Annotated in this window: 20 protein-coding genes and 4 tRNA genes; 1 reads left to right on the top strand and 23 read right to left on the bottom strand. The window is 41.9% G+C overall.

The window, feature by feature from the left end; translation table 11 throughout:
- Positions 1–23: 23 nt before the first annotated feature.
- The 23 genes from rpoB to FXN70_RS03440 form a co-directional block, all read right to left on the bottom strand.
- Positions 24–4,109, bottom strand: coding sequence for a DNA-directed RNA polymerase subunit beta (gene rpoB / locus FXN70_RS03550; protein ID WP_324646118.1), 4,086 nt, complete (start codon positions 4,107–4,109; stop codon positions 24–26).
- Between the two features lie 308 nt (positions 4,110–4,417).
- Entirely contained in the window at positions 4,418–4,783 is a 366-nt protein-coding gene (rplL, locus tag FXN70_RS03545; protein ID WP_324646117.1) for a 50S ribosomal protein L7/L12, read from the bottom strand.
- A gap of 48 nt (positions 4,784–4,831) precedes the next feature.
- Positions 4,832–5,338, bottom strand: a complete 507-nt coding sequence (gene rplJ / locus FXN70_RS03540; RefSeq protein ID WP_324646116.1) for a 50S ribosomal protein L10 — start codon at positions 5,336–5,338, stop codon at positions 4,832–4,834.
- A 260-nt stretch (positions 5,339–5,598) separates the two neighbouring features.
- Positions 5,599–6,294, bottom strand: a complete 696-nt coding sequence (gene rplA / locus FXN70_RS03535) for a 50S ribosomal protein L1 (RefSeq protein WP_324646115.1) — start codon at positions 6,292–6,294, stop codon at positions 5,599–5,601.
- Positions 6,295–6,297: 3 nt separating this feature from the next.
- Positions 6,298–6,726, bottom strand: a complete 429-nt coding sequence (rplK, locus tag FXN70_RS03530) for a 50S ribosomal protein L11 (protein ID WP_004637639.1) — start codon at positions 6,724–6,726, stop codon at positions 6,298–6,300.
- Between the two features lie 112 nt (positions 6,727–6,838).
- Positions 6,839–7,372: a transcription termination/antitermination protein NusG gene (gene nusG, locus FXN70_RS03525; RefSeq protein ID WP_324646114.1), complete on the bottom strand. Its 534-nt coding sequence runs from the start codon at positions 7,370–7,372 to the stop codon at positions 6,839–6,841.
- Positions 7,373–7,378: 6 nt separating this feature from the next.
- A complete protein-coding gene (secE, locus tag FXN70_RS03520) occupies positions 7,379–7,819 on the bottom strand; it encodes a preprotein translocase subunit SecE (RefSeq protein WP_324646113.1) in 441 nt (146 codons plus the stop codon).
- Positions 7,820–8,040: 221 nt separating this feature from the next.
- Positions 8,041–9,231: an elongation factor Tu gene (tuf, locus tag FXN70_RS03515; RefSeq protein WP_324646112.1), complete on the bottom strand. Its 1,191-nt coding sequence runs from the start codon at positions 9,229–9,231 to the stop codon at positions 8,041–8,043.
- Positions 9,232–9,375: 144 nt separating this feature from the next.
- A tRNA-Thr gene (locus FXN70_RS03510) sits at positions 9,376–9,450 on the bottom strand.
- A gap of 12 nt (positions 9,451–9,462) precedes the next feature.
- Positions 9,463–9,538, bottom strand: a tRNA-Gly gene (locus FXN70_RS03505).
- Positions 9,539–9,575: 37 nt separating this feature from the next.
- Positions 9,576–9,659: transfer RNA gene (locus tag FXN70_RS03500), tRNA-Tyr, on the bottom strand.
- A 56-nt stretch (positions 9,660–9,715) separates the two neighbouring features.
- A tRNA-Thr gene (locus tag FXN70_RS03495) sits at positions 9,716–9,791 on the bottom strand.
- A 98-nt stretch (positions 9,792–9,889) separates the two neighbouring features.
- Entirely contained in the window at positions 9,890–11,383 is a 1,494-nt protein-coding gene (gene trpE, locus FXN70_RS03490) for an anthranilate synthase component I (protein ID WP_324646111.1), read from the bottom strand.
- 116 nt (positions 11,384–11,499) lie between these two features.
- Complete coding sequence (locus FXN70_RS03485) at positions 11,500–12,171, bottom strand: phosphoglycolate phosphatase (protein ID WP_324646110.1); 672 nt, start codon at positions 12,169–12,171, stop codon at positions 11,500–11,502.
- A 56-nt stretch (positions 12,172–12,227) separates the two neighbouring features.
- Positions 12,228–12,848, bottom strand: a complete 621-nt coding sequence (locus tag FXN70_RS03480) for an FHA domain-containing protein (RefSeq protein WP_324646109.1) — start codon at positions 12,846–12,848, stop codon at positions 12,228–12,230.
- A gap of 254 nt (positions 12,849–13,102) precedes the next feature.
- Positions 13,103–13,429 carry an H-NS histone family protein gene (locus tag FXN70_RS03475; protein ID WP_324646366.1) on the bottom strand — a complete coding sequence of 109 codons (327 nt, stop codon included), beginning with the start codon at positions 13,427–13,429 and terminating at the stop codon, positions 13,103–13,105.
- Between the two features lie 150 nt (positions 13,430–13,579).
- Entirely contained in the window at positions 13,580–14,020 is a 441-nt protein-coding gene (locus FXN70_RS03470) for a thioesterase family protein (protein ID WP_324646108.1), read from the bottom strand.
- Between the two features lie 8 nt (positions 14,021–14,028).
- Positions 14,029–15,225, bottom strand: a complete 1,197-nt coding sequence (locus tag FXN70_RS03465) for a heme biosynthesis protein HemY (RefSeq protein ID WP_324646107.1) — start codon at positions 15,223–15,225, stop codon at positions 14,029–14,031.
- Between the two features lie 10 nt (positions 15,226–15,235).
- The gene (locus FXN70_RS03460) at positions 15,236–16,072 is read right to left on the bottom strand and encodes a hypothetical protein (RefSeq protein ID WP_324646106.1); all 837 of its coding nucleotides are present in this window, start codon (positions 16,070–16,072) and stop codon (positions 15,236–15,238) included.
- The gene (locus FXN70_RS03455) at positions 16,069–16,845 is read right to left on the bottom strand and encodes a uroporphyrinogen-III synthase (RefSeq protein WP_324646105.1); all 777 of its coding nucleotides are present in this window, start codon (positions 16,843–16,845) and stop codon (positions 16,069–16,071) included. Before FXN70_RS03455 ends, FXN70_RS03460 begins: the two co-directional genes overlap by 4 nt.
- Positions 16,845–17,771: a hydroxymethylbilane synthase gene (gene hemC / locus FXN70_RS03450; RefSeq protein ID WP_324646104.1), complete on the bottom strand. Its 927-nt coding sequence runs from the start codon at positions 17,769–17,771 to the stop codon at positions 16,845–16,847. Before hemC ends, FXN70_RS03455 begins: the two co-directional genes overlap by 1 nt.
- 114 nt (positions 17,772–17,885) lie before the next feature.
- The gene (locus tag FXN70_RS03445) at positions 17,886–18,638 is read right to left on the bottom strand and encodes a LytTR family DNA-binding domain-containing protein (protein WP_324646103.1); all 753 of its coding nucleotides are present in this window, start codon (positions 18,636–18,638) and stop codon (positions 17,886–17,888) included.
- A 21-nt stretch (positions 18,639–18,659) separates the two neighbouring features.
- On the bottom strand, positions 18,660–19,823 hold the full coding sequence (locus FXN70_RS03440; protein WP_324646102.1) for a sensor histidine kinase: 1,164 nt from the start codon (positions 19,821–19,823) through the stop codon (positions 18,660–18,662).
- Here FXN70_RS03440 and argH point away from each other — a divergent pair.
- Positions 19,814–21,247, top strand: coding sequence for an argininosuccinate lyase (argH, locus tag FXN70_RS03435; protein WP_324646101.1), 1,434 nt, complete (start codon positions 19,814–19,816; stop codon positions 21,245–21,247). The two genes, FXN70_RS03440 and argH, sit on opposite strands and share 10 nt — an antisense overlap.
- The last annotated feature ends 3 nt before the right edge of the window (positions 21,248–21,250 follow it).

The following is a 21,250-nucleotide window of genomic DNA, read 5'->3' as shown; positions in this document are numbered from 1 at the left end:
GTTGTGAGGGCGTTAATGGTTACTTAGTCACCATTTTTCAGTTCAATGTTGATACCTAAAGAACGGATCTCTTTGGTCAATACGTTGAACGATTCAGGCATACCTGGTTCCATATAATGGTTACCATCTACAATGTTCTTATAAATACGAGTACGACCTTCAACGTCATCCGATTTCACAGTTAACATTTCTTGCAAGGTATACGCAGCACCATAAGCTTCAAGTGCCCAGACTTCCATCTCACCGAAACGCTGACCACCGAATTGTGCTTTACCACCAAGCGGCTGTTGCGTCACTAACGAGTAAGAACCTGTCGAACGCGCATGCATCTTGTCGTCAACCAAGTGGTTCAATTTGAGCATATACATGTAACCTACAGTTACCGGACGGTCGAATTTCTCGCCTGTACGTCCATCGTATAAGTCCATTTGACCAGTCTTAGAATAACCAGCAAGATCAAGTAACTCTTTAATTTGACCTTCTTCAGCACCGTCAAATACAGGAGTCGCTAAAGGAACACCTTTACGCAAGTTACCAGAAAGCTTTAAGATTTCAGCATCAGTTAAAGTATCAAGCTGTTCTTGCTCGCCACCCACTTTGTTGTAAATCTTGTCTAAGAAGCCACGTAGCTCAGCCATGGTGCGTTGCTGCTGCATCATCTTGTCGATTTGCTCGCCCAGACCTTTCGCCGCTAAACCTAAATGCGTTTCAAGAATCTGACCCACGTTCATACGCGATGGTACGCCTAGCGGGTTAAGTACGATATCAACAGGAACACCGCTTGCATCGTGTGGCATATCTTCTACAGGCAGAATGTTAGATACAACACCCTTGTTCCCGTGACGACCCGCCATTTTATCACCCGGTTGGATGCGACGTTTAACAGCCAAGTAAACCTTAACAACTTTCAATACGCCAGTGGTTAATTCATCACCTGTAGAAAGTTTGCGTTTTTTCTCAGCAAATTTCTCATCAATTTCAATGCCCTTTTCTTTTAAGAACACTTGAATTTGAGATAAACGCTCAGCAATTGCTTCGTCAGTTGGTTGAATGTCAAGTAAGTCAACTAACTCTAGACCAGACAATACCGCATCAGTCAGTTTGTCACCGCGTTTCGTTGTACCGCCACCATTTGATTCTTGGCCATTCAACAAACGGATCACACGTTCACGCGCAGCTTCTTCGAAGATTTTGTATTCTTCTTTTAAGTCTTTGCGATACGCATCTAACTGTGCTTTTTCAATTGCTTGCGCACGTTCGTCTTTTTCTAAGCCGTCACGTGTAAACACTTGAACATCAATAACTGTACCTTTAGTGCCCGATGGAACACGTAAAGATGAATCTTTTACATCAGCCGCTTTTTCACCGAAGATTGCGCGAAGCAATTTTTCTTCAGGTGTTAATTGCGTTTCACCTTTAGGCGTAACTTTACCAACAAGGATATCGCCCGCAGTCACTTCAGCACCGATATACACGATACCTGATTCGTCAAGCTTAGATAATGCCGCTTCACCTACGTTAGGAATATCGGCAGTAATTTCTTCTGCACCTAACTTGGTATCACGCGCAACACACGACAATTCTTGAATGTGAATTGAGGTTAAACGGTCTTCTTGAAGTACACGTTCAGAAAGTAGGATCGAGTCTTCGTAGTTGAAGCCGTTCCATGTCATGAACGCAACACGCATGTTTTGACCCAATGCAAGCTCACCGCCATCGGTAGATGGACCATCAGCCAACACATCACCACGACCAACTTTATCACCCAAGTTCACAAGAACTTTTTGGTTGATACAAGTGTTTTGGTTCGAACGTGTGTATTTGATCAAATTATAGATATCAACGCCCGCTTCACCCGCGATCATTTCATCTTCATTCACGCGAATAACGACACGTGATGCATCTACAAACTCAATCACACCACCACGGCCTGCAATCACACACACACCAGAGTCGCGTGCAACGTTTGCTTCCATACCTGTACCTACAAGCGGCTTGTCCGCAAGTAAAGTCGGCACAGCCTGACGTTGCATGTTTGAACCCATCAATGCACGGTTGGCGTCATCGTGTTCAAGGAATGGGATGAGTGATGCTGCAACAGATACAACCTGCTGTGCAGAAACGTCCATATGCGTTACTTTTTCAGGCGGCATACGAATGGTTTCACCTTGGTGACGAACGGTAACCATTTCATCAATCAAGTTGTCATCGGCATCTACTGCTGAGTCGGCCTGTGCAATCACAGTACCTACTTCTTCAATTGCAGAAAGGTACTCTGTTTCTTTAGTTACACGGCCATCAACCACTTTACGATATGGTGTTTCTAAGAAACCAAAATCGTTCGCTTTAGCGTATACAGAAAGCGAGTTGATCAAACCAATGTTTGGACCTTCAGGGGTTTCAATCGGACAAACACGACCATAGTGTGTATGGTGTACGTCACGTACCTCAAAGCCTGCACGTTCACGGGTCAAACCACCTGGCCCAAGTGCTGATACACGACGTTTGTGTGTAATTTCAGACAATGGGTTGTTTTGGTCCATGAACTGTGACAATTGGCTTGAACCAAAGAATTCTTTGATTGCTGCTGCAACAGGTTTGGCGTTAATTAAATCTTGCGGAGAAAGGTTGTCTGTTTCAGCTTGACCCAAACGCTCTTTCACGGCACGTTCAACACGAACTAAACCAACACGGAATTGGTTTTCTGTCATTTCACCAACAGAACGTACACGACGGTTACCCAAGTGGTCGATATCGTCGACTTCGCCTTTACCGTTACGGATTTCAATCAAAGTACGCAATACATCGATGATATCGTCATTTGACAAGATACCTTCAACTTCACGTGATTTTTGATCTGTACCGACTTCGTAAGGACGACCCAAACGACGGTTGAACTTCATACGACCCACAGGAGACAAGTCATAACGTTCTGAAGAGAAGAACAAGTTGTTGAACAAGTTCTCAGCAGCTTCTTTGGTTGGTGGCTCGCCTGGACGCATCACTTTGTAAATTTCAACCAAAGCTTCGTCACGGTCACGGGTTAAGTCAGCACGTAAGCTGTCTGCAACAAATGAACCACGGTCGATGTCGTTGGTAAACAACATGTTAAATTGTTTAACACCACCTTCAACAAGCTTCACCATCACTTCATGGCTAAGCAAGGTGTTTGCTGCAATCACATCACCATTACGTAAAATGATATCTTCAGCAACAATGCGCTCGTACAAGTATTCATCTGGAACTGAAAGCTTAGTTAAGCCAGCAGCTTCCATTTGACGCACGTGACGCGCGTTAATACGTTTACCTTGTTCTACAATCACTTTACCGCTGTTATCGGCAATATCAAATTGTGCCATTTCACCGCGCAGGCGATCTGGAACCAATTCAATTTGATAGCTACCCATATCTAAATATACAGGTACTTTTTCATAGAACATGTCTAAGATTTGAGTGTCTGTATAATTTAAAGCACGTAAAATAACAGTTGCCAATAATTTACGACGACGGTCAATACGTACATATACCAAATCTTTCGCATCAAATTCAAAGTCTAACCATGAACCACGGTAAGGAATGATGCGTGCAGAATATAAGGTTTTGTTGGCGTGAGTTTTACCTTTGTCACTGTCAAAGAACACACCAGGTGAACGGTGTAACTGAGAAACGATGACACGCTCAGTACCATTGATCACAAAAGTACCGTTTTCAGTCATTAATGGGATTTCGCCCATATAGACTTCTTGCTCACGAACGTCTTTGATTGATTTCGTTTCACGATCTTTAATGATCAAACGAATCTTAACGCGCATTGGTGCCGCATAAGTTGAGCCGCGAAGAATACATTCACGTACATCAAACTCAGGTTTACCAAGGCTATACTCAACAAATTCTAAGGCAGCATTCCCAGAATAACTTTCGATTGGAAAAACTGAACGAAATGCGGCTTGGAGACCGAGATCCTCACGATTTTTGGGAATTTTACCATCTTGTAAAAACGTCCGGTACGAATCGACTTGAATCGACAGTAAGTACGGAACGTCCATCACTTTGGGCAAATTACCAAAATTCTTACGGATCCGTTTTTTTTCGGTATATGAGTATGCCATCTGGAGTCCTCGGAAAGTACAAAACTAAACCCGCCTGCAGTTCGGATTTAGATGAAATTAGCAGGCCGATATGGCCACCACTACTTACAAATCTGCAAATGAGAGTGGTAAAAACGCTTAGCAATGTCTTTTTTAGGCACAAAAACATTGCTAAGCGTTTGAATACTTACGTTATTTTAGTCACAGCATCATTTTTACTCGATTTGAATAAAAATCGAGCCGACTATTGTAACGCAAAAAGGCTGATGACCCAAGAGCCATCAGCCATTTTTCGGAGTCAATTTGCAAAAATCAACTCCGCAAAGGAATTACTTAAGAGTAACTGTAGCACCAGCTGCTTCAAGTTTCGCTTTAAGTTCTTCGCCTTCTTCTTTAGAAACAGCTTCTTTAAGAACAGCAGGAGCGCCTTCTACAAGATCTTTCGCTTCTTTAAGACCAAGACCAGTTGCTTCACGAACTGCTTTAATAACAGCTACTTTGTTAGCACCGAAAGAAGTCAACTCAACGTTGAATTCAGATTGCTCTTCAGCTACAGCAGTAGCAGGACCAGCAGCTACAGCTACAGCAGCAGCAGATACATTGAATTTTTCTTCGAAAGCAGAAATTAATTCAACAAGTTCAAGAACAGTTTTTTCAGCAACTGCGTTTAAGATTTCTTCGTTAGTTAAAGCCATGAGAGTAACTCCAAATGGGTATTGAATGATGTGTGTGTAAGTTTGAGCTTATGCAGCTTCTGACTCGTTTTTCTCTTGAAGCGCTGTAAGTAAGCGGCCCAATTTCGAAATAGGAGCTTGAAGAACATTGGCAAGCATAGTAAGCGCTTTTTCTTGGTTTGGAAGGTTTGCGATAACGCTAACTTCAGCACCTTGATAAACTTTGCCGTCAAATGCAGCAGCTTTTAATTCAAATGCTTTGTTCGTTTTTGCAAATTCTTCAAACAAGCGTGCAGCTGCACCCATGTCGTCTTCAGAAGTTGAGAAACCGAGAATGGTTGGGCCAACAAGGTTGTCATTTAAGATATCAAACTGAGTACCTTCCAATGAGCGCTTAGCCAAAGTGTTACGTACGATACGCGTAGTTACACCAAGCTTACGAGCTTCAACACGTAATTGTGTTAATTGCTCAACGCTTGAACCTTGATAGTTAGCCACAACAACAGAAAATGCTTTAGAAGCAACTTCGCTTACTTCAGCAACAATCTGTTTTTTGCCTTCGATAAGAAGAGCCATTGTAAAACCTCCTAACGGTGATTTATGTACCTAAACAGGTACACTCCCAATTCGTAAGCCTTTCGACTTACACGCGGAGGAGGAACAAATCACACCACCGCGTCTACTCAGGTAACATTAAGATAAACGCAAGCATTCATCACCTGAGGTCTTTGACGCTGGCAAATTTACATTTACCAATTCAAAGTCCGCCTGCAAACACTTTTTACTTTGAGCAAAAAGAGATTTGCAGACCTTTAAAAATTCGTTTAACTAAAAGATTAGTTAGATACGTTGTTTACATCAACAGTCAAGCCAGGACCCATAGTTGAGCTAAGCGTGATTTTTTTGATATAAACACCTTTAGACGTTGCAGGCTTTAAACGCTTCAAGTCAGCAACTAAAGTCTCAAGGTTTGAACGGATCGCTTCAGCAGTAAAGCCTACTTGACCAATCGCAGCGTGGATAATACCCGCTTTGTCTACACGGTAGCGTGCTTGACCCGCTTTCGCGTTACGTACAGCACCAGCTACGTCTGGAGTTACCGTACCTACTTTAGGGTTTGGCATTAAACCACGTGGACCAAGAATCGTACCTAACTTACCTACAACGCGCATTGCATCTGGAGCAGCAATTACAACGTCAAAGTCTAAGTTACCCGCTTGGATGCTTTCAGCAAGATCGTCAAAACCAACGATGTCTGCACCTTCAGCTTTAGCAGCTTCAGCAGCAGCGCCTTGAGCAAATACTGCAACACGTACAGTTTTACCAGTACCTGCAGGTAAAGTTGTCGCACCACGAACCACTTGATCCGATTTACGTGGGTCAACACCTAGGTTTACCGCAACATCCAAAGATTCTTTGAATTTAGCAGCTGGAAGATCTGTTAAAACTTGTACTGCTTCTTCCAAAGTGTAAACTTTGTGTGCTTCTACAGCAGCAGCAATGGCTTTTTGACGTTTAGTTAACTTTGCCATGTCTTATAGCTCCACTTCCAAGCCCATAGAACGTGCAGAACCAGCGATGGTACGAACACGTGCGTCTAAATCAGCACCAGTTAAATCTGGTTCTTTAGTAGTCGCAATTTCTTCCAATTGAGCACGAGTCAACTTACCAACTTTAGTTTTGTTTGGTACAGATGAACCCTTTTGGATACCAGCAGCTTTCTTAAGAAGAATAGATGCAGGTGGAGTTTTCATGATGAATGTGAACGACTTATCGTTGTACACAGTAATCACAACAGGAATTGGCAAACCAACTTCAAGTTTTTGTGTAGCAGCATTGAATTCTTTACAGAATGCCATGATGTTTACACCACGTTGACCCAAAGCAGGACCAATTGGTGGAGATGGATTTGCTTTACCAGCTGGAACTTGCAGCTTGATATAGCCGTCAATCTTCTTAGCCATTTCAATTACCTCTGGGTACAAACGCCGTTAGGCTCCCCAATTTTCATGCACAGCGCAAAATGCACTGTAATAACAATGCCCGACAAATCGGGCGTTTTTCATCCAAAACAAATTAAATCGTTTTTTCGACTTGGCGAAACTCGAGTTCAACCTGTGTTGGACGATTAAATACGTTAATCGTCAACGTTAAACGTGACTTCTCGTATTGAACTTCTTCCACCACACCTTTAAAGTCTGTGAATGGACCGTCAATAACCAATAATTCTTCACCTGGCTCAAACATCGTCTTAGGACGAGGTGCTTCACCAGTATTACGCACGCGAGCAAGAATCGCATCTGCTTCTTTTTGCGTAATTGGCGCAGGTTTTTCAGGCGTACCGCCAATAAAACCTAACACTTTTGGACATTCTTTAACAATGTGCCAAGTGTCTTCATTCATATCCATTTCGACTAACACATAGCCAGGAAAGAATTTACGCTCAGACTTGCGCTTTTTACCATCCTTCATTTCCACGACTTCTTCAGTCGGAACAAGGACTTCGCCAAAGCTCTCAGCAACAGTACTACGCAGAATTCGGTCGTTAAGCGAACGCATCACTTGCTTTTCATAACCCGAATAGGCATGAATAATATACCAACGTTTCATAGCTTCCTACCCGATAAACAACTTCACTAACCAGCCCAAAGCGTAGTCACAACACCACAGCACAATAGACGCAATCACAACAACCAATACAACTTGCCACGAAGTTGTTACTGTTTCTTGCTTGGTTGGCCAAGTTACTCGACGTAATTCTACGCGCGCATCCTTCAGCAAACGAATAAATCCTTTGCCTTGGTGGGTGGCGTATAATAAACCTAAAGCGATAATGATACAAGCAGAAATTACCCCGACCCGCACCCAAACATCATTGGCCGGCGCCCAATAAGCAGGCAAGTATTGATTTGCCAATGTTGCCGAAATCAGCAAAACAAGTGCAATAATCCAAAGCACAACATCTAGCGCAGAACCAGAACGGACAACTTCAGCGGTGGTATTTCTTTGCGGAATTGGCGCATTATTGAATGCGTCACGCGATTGATCATTCGACATGGGTTTACTCGTCGTAGAATTTGCGACTTATTATAAGACAATTGAGCCAGCATCTTATAAGACAATTTAGCCAGCATCAAGTTTCAATTTTTGAAAAATCAGTCAGGATGAAAATTTCCCAACTTTTTTATAAATTAAAGATCAAAATTTTACTATTGAAATACTGACCATAAAATAAACCGAGAACCTAAGTTCTCGGTTTCAATACGCAAGTAGCGAGATTATGCAATTACTTTCGCAACAACACCAGCACCTACAGTACGACCACCTTCACGGATCGCAAAACGTAGACCTGGGTCCATTGCGATTGGGTGGATTAATTCTACTGACATTTCAACGTTGTCACCCGGCATTACCATTTCAACGCCTTCTTTCAACTGGATCGCACCAGTTACGTCAGTTGTACGGAAATAGAATTGTGGACGGTAACCGTTAAGGAACGGAGTATGACGACCACCTTCGTCTTTAGAAAGTACGTATACTTCTGCGTCGAATTTAGTATGCGGCTTGATTGTACCTGGTTTAGCAAGTACTTGACCACGTTGTACGTCTTCACGCTTAGTACCACGAAGAAGAACACCACAGTTCTCGCCCGCACGACCTTCGTCAAGAAGTTTACGGAACATTTCAACGCCAGTTACAGTTGTAGTTTGAGTATCACGGATACCCACGATTTCAACTGATTCACCAACTTTAACGATACCTGATTCTACACGGCCAGTTACTACTGTACCACGACCAGAAATAGAGAATACGTCTTCGATTGGCATTAAGAATGCTTTGTCGATTGCACGTTCTGGCTCTGGAATATAAGAGTCAAGCGCTTCTACAAGTGCAAGAACTGCTGGCTCGCCATATTGGTCAGCGTTGCCGTTCAATGCTTGTAAAGCTGAACCACGGATGATTGGAGTGTCATCACCTGGGAAGTCATAAGTAGAAAGAAGTTCACGAACTTCCATTTCTACTAATTCAAGTAATTCTTCGTCGTCTACAAGGTCACATTTGTTTAAGAATACAACGATGTACGGTACACCAACCTGACGAGAAAGTAGGATGTGTTCACGAGTTTGTGGCATTGGACCATCGGTCGCAGCACATACAAGGATCGCGCCGTCCATTTGAGCAGCACCAGTAATCATGTTTTTAACATAATCGGCGTGGCCCGGGCAGTCTACGTGAGCGTAGTGACGGATTGGAGAATCATATTCTACGTGAGACGTGTTAATTGTAATACCACGTGCTTTTTCTTCTGGAGCCGAGTCGATTTGCGAGTAATCTTTCGCTTCACCACCGTGGTGTTTTGCACAGATTGTTGCAATCGCAGCTGTTAAAGTTGTTTTACCATGGTCGACGTGACCAATTGTGCCCACGTTTACGTGTGGTTTATTACGTTCAAACTTAGCCTTAGCCATGTTCACTTTCCTCGTTTAGGTCGAACACAGGTATATTCAACACAGTTCGACACATCGCCTAAAAAAACCAAACACCAAATACTTGAAAAGCAGACTAATAAGCCTGCTTTCTTTAAAATTGCGTTAAAACGCTAAACTGTAATCTGGAGCTCTTATCGAGATTTGAACTCGAGACCTCTCCCTTACCAAGGGAGTGCTCTACCACTGAGCTATAAGAGCAATATACTTCGATGGAGCGGGAGACGAGGGTCGAACTCGCGACATGTAGCTTGGAAGGCTACCGCTCTACCAACTGAGCTACTCCCGCTTAATGTTGGTATTAACCACTTATCGAAGTAAAATAATGGTGGTGAGAGAAGGATTCGAACCTTCGAAACTTTCGTGGCAGAGTTACAGTCTGCTCCCTTTGACCGCTCGGGAATCTCACCATATCACACTTACTTTCAGTGCTATTCTTTTACTCACAACCAAAACAACTTTAGAATGGTGCCGGCACACGGATTCGAACTGTGGACCTACTGATTACAAGTCAGTTGCTCTACCAACTGAGCTATGCCGGCGCTTCTTAGTGTTTCGTACGTTTCGTATCGGAACGGTGTGCAGTTTAGCAAAACTTAAAAATGATGCAAGCCCTTTTTGCAAAATTTTTGCAAAAAACTTATAAAATCAATCCAGTTGATGATAATTCAACCGCTTTGATCACTGCACGAGCTTTTATTTGGGTTTCATTCCATTCAGATTCAGGATTTGAGTCCGCAACAAGCCCCGCCCCTGCCTGCACATAAACTTTATTATCACGAATTACACAAGTTCGAATGGCAATCGACATATCCATTTCACCATGCCAACCCAAATAACCAATTGCTCCACCAAAGATGCCACGCTTAACAGGCTCTACTTCGTCAATAATTTCCATGGCACGAATTTTAGGTGCACCCGACAACGTTCCTGCAGGAAAAGTTGCTTTAAACACATCTAATGCGTCAACATCGTCACGCACCTCGCCTTGCACATTCGATACAATGTGCATGACATGCGAATAACGCTCAATGACCATTTTATCGGTCACTTGAACTTTACCAATTTTTGCCACGCGCCCAACATCGTTGCGCCCCAAATCAATCAACATGAGATGTTCGGCAATTTCTTTTTCATCCGACAACAAATCTTGCTCAAGCGCCAAGTCTTCTTCTTTGGTTTTACCCCGTGGTCGTGTGCCTGCTAAAGGTCTTACTGTAGCAATACCATCTTCTAAGCGCGATAAAATTTCAGGCGATGAACCGACCACATGAAAGGGCTTACCCTCTTCCAAAGTTTGACCTTGTACTAAAAATAAATACGGCGATGGATTTAAATGACGTAAGGCACGGTAAACTTGCAAAGCATCGCCATCAAAGTCGGACACCATACGCTGTCCAGGTACCACTTGCATCACATCGCCCGCACGGATGTAATCTTTGACTTTCTCTACCGTTTGTAAGAATTTTTCTTTACCTGTAATCGACTCGAAATGCGGCGCGGTGTGTGGCTTGGCTTGTAGGCTGATTGGGGTTGCCAAACGTGCCTCTAATGCATCGAGCTGCTGCTGTGCTTTAAGGTAAGCATCTGGCTGCGTGGCATCGGCATGGACAATTAAAAACAGCGTGTCTTTTAAGTTATCAAACACAATCACCGTTTTAGACAGCATCATCCAAATATCAGGTAAACCCACAGGGTCTTGTGCAGGTACATTTTTCAAACGTGGTTCGATATAACGTACCGCATCATAACCAAAGTAACCCACCAAACCACCCGTGAAATTCGGTAATTCAGGTAACTCAGCTTTGGTCGGAACTTTAAATTGGGCTTGGAATTCACGAATATAATTAAATGGATCAAGGCACGCTTGCTGCTCAATACGTCCATCGGCAGCTTGAATGCTTAAAATACCGTTATTGCAGGAAAATACGGTCGACTCACCCAAACCAATCATCGAATAGCGTGCCCAATTTTCACCACCTTCAACCGATTCAAACAAATAAGCGTGTTGATTTTCTTTTAAACGGGCAAAAATTGACAATGGCGTATCGGTGTCGGCTAAGCGCTGACGATACACAGGAATGGTGTTGTAGCCTTGCTGCTGTAATAGCGCAAATTTTTGAGATGTCATCATGTAAAAATACCTTTTAAATTAAAGTTCAATTGAGCGCTGCGATTCATTTACGACTAAATGAGCGACGCCATCGAAAAATTTGAAGGTGTTCCATTTCAGACTTCCCAAAGCAAAATTTATGACACAATTAGGGTTTCGAGAGTATCAATCACTTGCTGTGGATGGCAAGCATAAATATCTTCTCCATGATTATAGCCATAGCTCATCACGATACAATCGATTCCGGCATTTCTTGCGGCTTCAACATCATTACTTGAGTCACCAATCATTAAGGTTTGCTCAGGCGAGCAGTTAAAAAATGCCGCAGCATGTAACAATGGCAAAGGATCTGGTTTACGCACAGGCAAGCTGTCACCCCCAAGAGTCAAACCAAAATAATGATCGAGTTGTAATTGTTGCAATAATTGCTTGGCGAGCCCTTCAGGTTTATTGGTCACGCATGCCATTGCTATGCCTTGTGCTTGGCAATAATTTAGAAATGTCACCACTCCTGCAAAAGGTTGACTGTTCACACATAGCCCTGCGCTATAACACGCCAAATAATGTTGCATAAGTTGCTGTTGCTGAGTTGGCTCAAGCCGACCTGTCAAATGCATCAATACACTCTCACACAACTGCGCCGTTCCCTTGCCCACCCATTGACGCACCTGTGCTTCGGTTACCAACGGCAATTGCAACTTCGCTAAAGCCAAGTTCATTGCACCGTACATATCTGCGGCTGTATCAATTAAAGTACCATCTAAATCAAACAGAATGAGATTACGGGTTGGTAATTGACTAATTGACATTGTTATATCCCTATTTTTAACAAAAAAGGCACCTTAAGATGCCTTTCGATTTTGGTTTATTTCAATACCGCCCATGCAATCAGCGCAAGGATGATTAGAATAATAATGCTTATTAGCCCGACTGAAGCATTCTTTTTCTCTTCAATCTTTTCTTCAACTCGTGACGGTGCTGTGACAATCGGAACAGGCGTTGGTTCAGACTTAGCATGAACATCAATACCTGCTGGAATTGGCGCAGGTACAGGAATGGCAACTTTTTGTGGCATACCTTGGGCATTTACAATTGTATCGGCACGCTCGGTCAAACTTGGCATGCCTTGCTCACTCATCTTTTCTGCCGCCGTGACTTCAGCCGCTATAACCTCATCCATCACAGTTTCTTTAACAACAGGTGCAAGCAGTAAAAATTTAAGATGGGCAAATTGCACAATGTCTTGGTCTTGCAATAAGGTCTCTTGCTCAATGCGTGAATCATTCACAAAAGTACCATTCGATGAACCTGTATCTTTCAACCACAAACCATCATTTTGTAAATTAAAGACCGCATGTTGGCGTGAAATTGCCGAAGATTGCAACACAATATCGGTAGATTGATGACGACCTACGACCATATCGCGATCAATCACAATCTCTTGTCCATTGAGTTCATCTGAAAGTGCTTGTAATGTCCAACTCATGTTGTATGCCCCATTTTCTTTTCAGCGTAGCATAACATGTTTAAAGCTGAATCTAAGTATGTAGATATTTCTAAGCATGCATGATTAAAACAATTTTTAAGCTCTTTTTTATTATCGAAAAATAAAAATAATGACAGTTCATTCAAGCCAAAATTCATTGAATAAGCCTGTGATGTAAAATAAATACGACTGAAAAATCCATAAAAAAAAGGCATTAAATATACATTAATACCTTTTTTCAATTTAAGGGAAAATTAGATAAGAAAATCTTCTAATTTTGCACCTTTTCCTAACTCAGCAGCTAACCAACGTGGTTTTTTACCACGACCTGTCCAAGTTTCACTTGCATTGTTTTTATTACGATAGCGTGGCTCTACAGTTTTACGCACAGTAACTTTACGTTTTTGTGCACCATATTCTAATAATTGTTCAATATTTAAATCGAGCTTAGCTGCAATTTCAATGACTTGATTATAAGCATCTTGAATTGCTTGGTCTTTTTTAGACGCAATTAAAACTTCAGCTTCACGTTGTAATTTTTTTAACTCTTCAACACTTAATGCACTAATGTCTGGCATGATTTAATCTCCAAAAAATTTAAAATCTTTACTGACAATTTATCATAATCAATCTTACAAATAATGTATAGCTGATACATTCGCCATTTTATACAAAACTTCTTTTTATTCTTTTCTATAAAAAATAACAAACTTTAAATACTTTTTATTCAATTAAGTTGTAATTTTAATTATTGGTAAAAACCCTGTTTCTAAATCTATTATTTTTTGACGAATCGATTCAGGAATTGCTGTTTTCTTTAATTGCTCTTGGTCTACGAACACGACCACCGCTTCACCTGTTGCTACAATGCTTTGCTGCTGTTGACTCCATAACACATAACTCATCCGAATAGCACTTTGACGCATTTCAACTACACGCGCGGCTATTTTTAATTGATCAGGAAAGAATACAGGTTTTAAATATTGACACTGACTTGATGCAACTACACCATATAATGGCTCATTAAATAAATCTAAATGCGTTAAATACTCAATTCGTGCCGACTCAATATAACGGTAATACACCACATTATTGACGTGTCCAAATGCATCCATATCGCCCCATGCAACATTTTGATTAAAAACAATGGGGAAATCAGCTAAATGTGTCATATATATTCCTAAACATTAATTTTTAAGTAATTATTATTACCTTCAAATAATAAATTTAATTGTTCACTTAATTGTGGCTGACCTTGTAACTGAACCTTAATTCGCAAATAACTCATCAATAAGTGATCTGGAAATAGCTGAAGTAATTGTTCTGCTTCAAGCAATCGCCCTGTTGCTTGGTAAATATGCCATCGACTAAAAGCAAAAATTGGTAATTGAGTATATTTTTGTTCCCAAATATCCAAGTGTGATTCAATATCTGCATAATCGGGTTGCTGCTTTAACCATTGGCTTTCAAACCATAAATAAAAAACCTCTTGGTCAAATAATTCATTTAATAAGTCTTCGGCCAATTGAGTATGTTGTACCGCCATATCAGGCATACGTGCTAAAACTTTTAACCACAAAATTCTATTTTCACGCACCAAGCTTAAATTCTGTGTTTCTAGCAATTTATAATAACGCGCTTGCAATGCCTCTAAGTCATTTAAACTGGCCTGCTCATATTGGGTTAAAATTTGTTGCAACCATTGGGTCTTATGTTCTGGCTTTAACAACCCAAATTGACTGGCATGCAAATAATGCCACGGAAATTGGATCGCAAATTGTCCCCATAAGTTTTCTAATTTATTTTGATACCCTTGCGCTACTGCACTTAGCCATGGCGATAAATCATGTTGTGATAAAAATTCTAATTGGCTCAGTGCCTGCTGCCCATCACCCTGTGCCAAATAAACTTCGATGCGTTGCAGGCTAGCCAATTCAAATACGCTGCTCGAACTTTGTTCTAACACCAATAACGCTTGTTCAGACTGCCCCGACTTCCAAAGCATATTGGCTTGTACAATTTCTTTTAACAAAATAGATGGCTGATAGATTTCTTGCAAAATTTTTTTTTGTTCTGGCTCAGCATCCAATACACTCAGCACCGCAAGTTTTTCATATGCGTGTAGTTGCTCAAAATGTAGGACGTGTTCTTGTTGACGCTGTTTACGCATCAAGTAACGCTTCGCACCTAACCACAATAATTGTGCCATCAAACTGCATAATCCAAGTGCAATCATCAAGACCCAAATATTGCTTTCAATTTGCCAATGCCGTAAATAAATATATACATAGCCTGCACCGAAACCATAGCTCAGCACACTCAGTACGGTCACACACAACAAAGTTACCCATAAATAGGAACGTAAAAGATACTTCACCTACAGCCTCCTAATTTAATAGCGCAATGCTGCTCAGCGTTGGCACCGCCGCTATTTGCAATTGCTTGGCTTTGGCTAAAGCTTGGGTCAATTGCTGCTGATCAACCGCAGGGGCTTGTTGTAATAATGCCAAAATTTGCTGCACACTTTTTTGGTATTCATCCACAAGGCCTGCATCAAAGGCTTGTCGTGCCAACAACAAGCGAATTTGTGCTTCTTTTAACACTAAGCGTTGACTCATTAACTCAGTTTTTGGCGTAGAAGCTGTTTCAATCGTCAGCCACCGACTCCAAAAGTGCGTATTTGTTGGCTGATAAGCCTGCTGAGGTTGGCTTAAACGGTGATTGAGCTGCTGATCGATTAAACTAAATAAGGCATGGGCTTGGTCAAGCTGCCCTTGCCGTAGATCATGGTATTGCTGAATCCGTTGTAAATCCTGTGTCATACCTTGTGCGAGGCTTTGCTGTAAAGCAGGTGCAATTGCATATGTAGATAATTGTTTTTGTAATTGCGTTAATTGTTCAAAGGCATAAATACTTTGCTGTTGCTGTAAAGCAAACTGCACCAATTGTAATTGTTGTTTCACCATTACCACAGGATTAAATGGCGTAATCACACTGCTTTCCGTTGTAACAGACTTGGCTGCTATGGCTGCTTTTTCAGGATTTTCTGTTGGTTGGCGTTTTAATGCCACCCATTGGTCATTCAAATTGGCACTCGATTGTTCAAGTTGTGTCATTTGAGTGTGCAAAATATTCATTTGCTGAGTGATTTGCCACTGGTCATAGCTATTTTTTGCGAGCCACACCAACACCACTAAACTCGCGATGAGAACGCGTTTTTTCATGCCAATCCTTCTTGTGCTAACAAATATTGCCCCACGTTTTCAGGCGTTAATTTTGCCAATGCCACAATTTGTCCCTCTTTTTGCCATTCAACCGCATTTGCAATTAAATGATATAAGCGTTCACCAAGCACAATATAATGACATTGACAAAGCAACTGTCGCGAATTGTGACATAACTGCTGCCAATTACGCCAACTGGCTTCACTACTTATACAAACATAAATTTTGGGCATACAGTGCATGAAAAAATCATGCTGTTGTTTAAAAATGACGGGCGCATTTTCAGGTAAATAACGACGGTACAAAATAAAATTTAAAATTTCGATACCACGTTGCTGTAAGGCATCCATCATGAATTGTCGCCCACCCTCGCCACGCCAAAAAGCCACTCGCTGCATATTCAACTGCTGCAATATAGGCAAAGATAACATGCCTTCTGAATTTTCTAGCGTAGGCACAACTGCCTGAATACCTTTCTGTGCTAAAAATTTGGCTGTGGCGGCCCCCACAGCAATCCAAGTTAAATGGCTCACTTGAGCAAGTGTTAAGCCACTTTTAGCTAAATATGCCCAACCAATTTCGGCTGCCGTTGGACTCACCACCACCACCACTTGGCTGAACACCAACTGTTGATACAGCTGTGCCAATATCGGACTATAATCTATAGGTCGTAGCTCCAATAACGGTAAATCCAGCACATGAATACCCAAATCACGCACATAATTTGACAGGACATGTGCCCGCTCGGCAGGGCGCGTGTTAATGAATAACATTAGTCATGCAAAGCTTTAAGCAATTCTGCCGCGCCTTGTGCCAATAATTGCTGTGCCAAGTCACGCCCCAGCGCTTCTGCGGCATGCATTTCGGCAGTAGCTTCACCACGCACTTTAAGCAAGGTTTTTCCATCCACACTCCCTACACGCCCTTCCATGTAAATACGCTGTTGTTTTAAGTAGGCAAACCCTGCAATTGGCACCTGACAGCCCCCTTCTAAGGTGGTGTTAAAGGCACGTTCTGCACGCACACAAAGCTCAGTGTCTAAATGTTGTAAAGGTGCAATTAGCTCTAAAACTGTTTGGTCATTACTCCGACATTCTAAGCCCAATGCTCCTTGACCCACAGCAGGTAAACTCATCTCAAAATCTAATGCATGGCGGATACGATTTTCAAGTTCTAATCGCTTTAAGCCTGAACTTGCTAGAACAATCGCATCATATAAACCATCATCTAATTTGCTAAGCCGGGTACCCACATTGCCACGTAAGTCTTTAATCACTAAGTCTGGGCGTGCTTGCAAAATTTGGCATTTACGGCGCAAGCTTGAGGTTCCCACCACTGCACCTTGTGGCAGTGCATTAAAACTTGCGTAAGCATTCGAAACAAAAGCATCACTTGGGTCTTCACGCTCACAAATTACGGCCAAGCTTAAACCTTCGGGAAATTGCATCGGCACATCTTTCATTGAATGTACCGCTAAATCGGCACGCCCGTCTAATAAAGCATGCTCAAGTTCTTTGACAAATAAGCCTTTGCCACCAATTTTTGCCAATGGCGTATCTAAAATTTTATCGCCTTGGGTCACAAATTTGACCAATTCCACACTAAGTTCAGGATATAACGCCATTAAACGCGCTTGAATATGTTCTGCTTGCCAAAGTGCGAGTGGGCTTTGACGGGTGGCAATTTTTAGGCACTTCATCGCTGTTCTGTCTATTTTGCAAAATAATAAGCATTAAACTTAACCTGATCCGATAAAAATGCAAGTTTTTCGCCATCTACTTCAAAAGCAGAACCATTTTTAGGTGTCATAACACTATAACTGTTGTAGTTTTTCTCTTAAATCAGCCAAATGACGGCGACTCACTGCCAATTTTTCGTCAATGTGCCGAAATCGAACTTGATACTGTCCTGCGCCTAAATTTTCCAAACCGTCTAAGTCGTGAATCGATACCAATGCATTACGATGAATGCGGATAAATTTTTGTGCAAATTCAATTTCAAGCTCTTTTAAGGTTTCATCAATCAACACTAAACCTTGTGCATGACGCACCGAAACATATTTTTGATCTGCTAAAAAATAATAAATACCATCAATTGGGATCAGCTCAACCCCACGATGTGAACGCGCAGTAATAAATTGACGCTGTGGTGTGGTCTGGGTAGTTAAACGCGTGTTTGGTTCGGTAGTACCAAATTGGCTACGCTGCGCTTGAGTAGGTTGTATAATATGCGCCAAGGCTTGTTCTAAGTCTTGTTTAGCAATTGGTTTAAGTAAATAAGCCTGCGCCTGTGCTTGAAAGGCCGCCAATGCATGCTGATCAAATGCAGTACAAAAAATAATGGCAGGTTTAAAGGCTAAATGTGCCAAATTTTTCGCACAAGTTAAACCATCTAATTCAGGCATTTGAATATCGAGCAAAATGACATCGGGCTGTAACTGTTCAACCAAAGCCTGTACCGCTGCCCCATTTTCTGCTGTCGCCACAACTTCATGCCCGAGCTGTGTTACTAAGCGAGATAAGCGTGCAATCGCTAAAGGCTCATCATCACAAATTAAAATTTTCATGTTTCTTATTTGTCCCCAACATCATTCTATTTTTGGATCCACTTGGGTTGGAAAGCGTAAAATAGTGGTAAATATGCCATCTACCGCAAAAAAACGTATATCGGCCGCATAGCCATAATAAGCACGTAAACGCTGTTTGACATTGTCGAGTGCTAATCCATGCCCTTGGCGCTGCCGCTGTTGTTTGAGTGGATAATGGTTGCTAATTACAATATTGACTTGTTGTTCTAACACTTCAATCAGTAAACTGATCTTACACGCCCCGCTCATTTTTTCAACACCATGAAAAATACTATTTTCCAATAACGGTTGTAAACTGAGGAGTGGAATTTGTATGCCCATCAACACATCAGGCCGTGCTAAACGCCAATCCATCTCTAAGCGTTCGCCCAAACGCATTTGCTCTATGGCAATGTATTGACGACATAGCTCAATTTCATCGCACAGAGGAACCAATTTGAGTTCTTGCAAACTGGCTCGAAATAGCCGTGATAAATTAATCAGCATATCTTCGGCTTTGTCTGGGTCTATGGCAATTAAACTCACCACACTATTTAAGCTATTAAATAAAAAATGCGGTTGAATTCGTGCTTGTAATGCCTGAATCCGTGCTTGTAATTCGCTATGTTGCTGGCGCATCCATTGGTCACGAATATATAAATAGCGCAGGCAAAATACGCCTAATAACAACCCATAGCCTAAATGCAAAGGCAGGCCTATAAACAATTGTTCAACCTGCCATGAGAAACCATGATGATGCTGCAACATCACATTTAGACCATTTAAAAAAATGGTGGTACAAACAATGATGCTTTCTAAAATACAAAAACCAACTCCAAGTGCAGTGGCGTGAGAAACGCGGCTTAAATTCTGCTGATAACGATCGACCACAAAAGCAAAAACCACTTCAACCCAATACAAATACAATAAAATTTGCATAATTCGCACAAGCTGTAATGCTTGCCAAGTTTGGGCTTCGGCAAGAGCCAACATCACAGATAAAACTGCACTGGCCAAAAATAATTCGATTAAATATTGCCAACGGCCAATTTTCGTAAAAAAATAGCGAGATTGTGCCTGACGTACGCCAGTCGATGCAGCTTTGATGTACAGCGCTTGTCCATCGGCAAACGAGTCAGGTTTTGCTATACTCTTTTTTATTTTGCTGAGCCGCCATGACCACATCTTCTCAATCCTCAAATAATCCCCAAGCCACGTCTGGTATGTGGGGTGGTCGCTTTAGTGAAGCGACAGATGCATTTGTTGCTGAATTTACCGCTTCTGTTCAATTTGACCAACGTTTTTATAAACAAGATATCGTGGGTTCAATTGCCCACGCAACCATGTTGGCAAAAGTTGGGGTACTGACCGAAGCAGAACGCAACGACATTGTTCAAGGTTTAACTGAAATTCAAACTCAAATTGAAGCAGGCAGCTTTGAATGGCGCATTGATTTAGAAGATGTGCACATGAATATCGAATCGCGCTTGACCGACCGTATTGGGATTACAGGTAAAAAACTACATACAGGTCGTAGTCGTAACGACCAAGTTGCAACCGACATTCGTTTATATTTACGTGACGAAATTGATGCAATTTTGGTGGTATTACAACGCCTACAAAACGGTATTTTGGCACTGGCTGCAAAAAACACCAACACCATTATGCCAGGTTTTACCCATTTACAAACTGCACAGCCAGTAACCTTTGGTCATCATTTATTGGCATGGTTCGAAATGCTAGTGCGTGACACCGAACGTCTACAAGACTGCCGCAAACGTGTTAATCGTATGCCTTTAGGTTCGGCGGCACTTGCAGGCACAACCTACCCAATCGACCGTGCGTATACGGCAGAATTGTTAGGTTTTGAAGCGGTATCTGAAAACTCATTAGATGCGGTATCTGACCGCGACTTTGCCATTGAATTTAACGCGGCAGCAGCGTTAATTATGATGCACTTATCACGCATGTCGGAAGAATTAATTTTATGGACATCGGCACAATTTAAATTTGTGCAAATTCCTGATCGTTTCTGCACAGGTTCATCCATCATGCCGCAGAAGAAAAACCCAGATGTACCAGAATTGGTACGTGGTAAATCAGGTCGTGTTTTTGGCGATTTAATGAGCTTATTAACCTTAATGAAAGGTCAGCCATTGGCGTATAACAAAGACAACCAAGAAGACAAAGAGCCTTTGTTTGATGCAATTGATACCGTTCGTGGCTCACTCATGGCCTTTGCCGATATGATCCCTGCACTTGTCCCAAATATTGAGATTATGCGTGAAGCCGCTTTACGTGGTTTCTCAACTGCAACAGACCTTGCCGATTACTTAGTGAAAAAAGGGATCGCTTTCCGTGATGCGCATGAAATTGTCGGTAAAGCTGTAGCTTTGGGTGTGGCAGAAAGCAAAGACTTATCTGAATTAACCCTTGAACAATTACAACAGTTCTCTAACTTAATTAGCGCAGATGTATTCGAACAAGCCTTAACTTTAGAAGCATCTGTTAATGCACGCAACCACATTGGCGGAACAGCACCTGCACAAGTGACTGCGGCAATTGCACGTGCACATACGCGTTTAGCTGCGCTTTATAACCAAGGATAAGCC

Origin of the sequence: Acinetobacter sp. MD2, assembly GCF_035615575.1 — a bacterium.
Taxonomy (GTDB): domain Bacteria; phylum Pseudomonadota; class Gammaproteobacteria; order Pseudomonadales; family Moraxellaceae; genus Acinetobacter.
The sequence above is the reverse complement of the archived record's forward strand: the minus strand, read 5'-3'. Positions and strand labels throughout refer to the sequence as shown.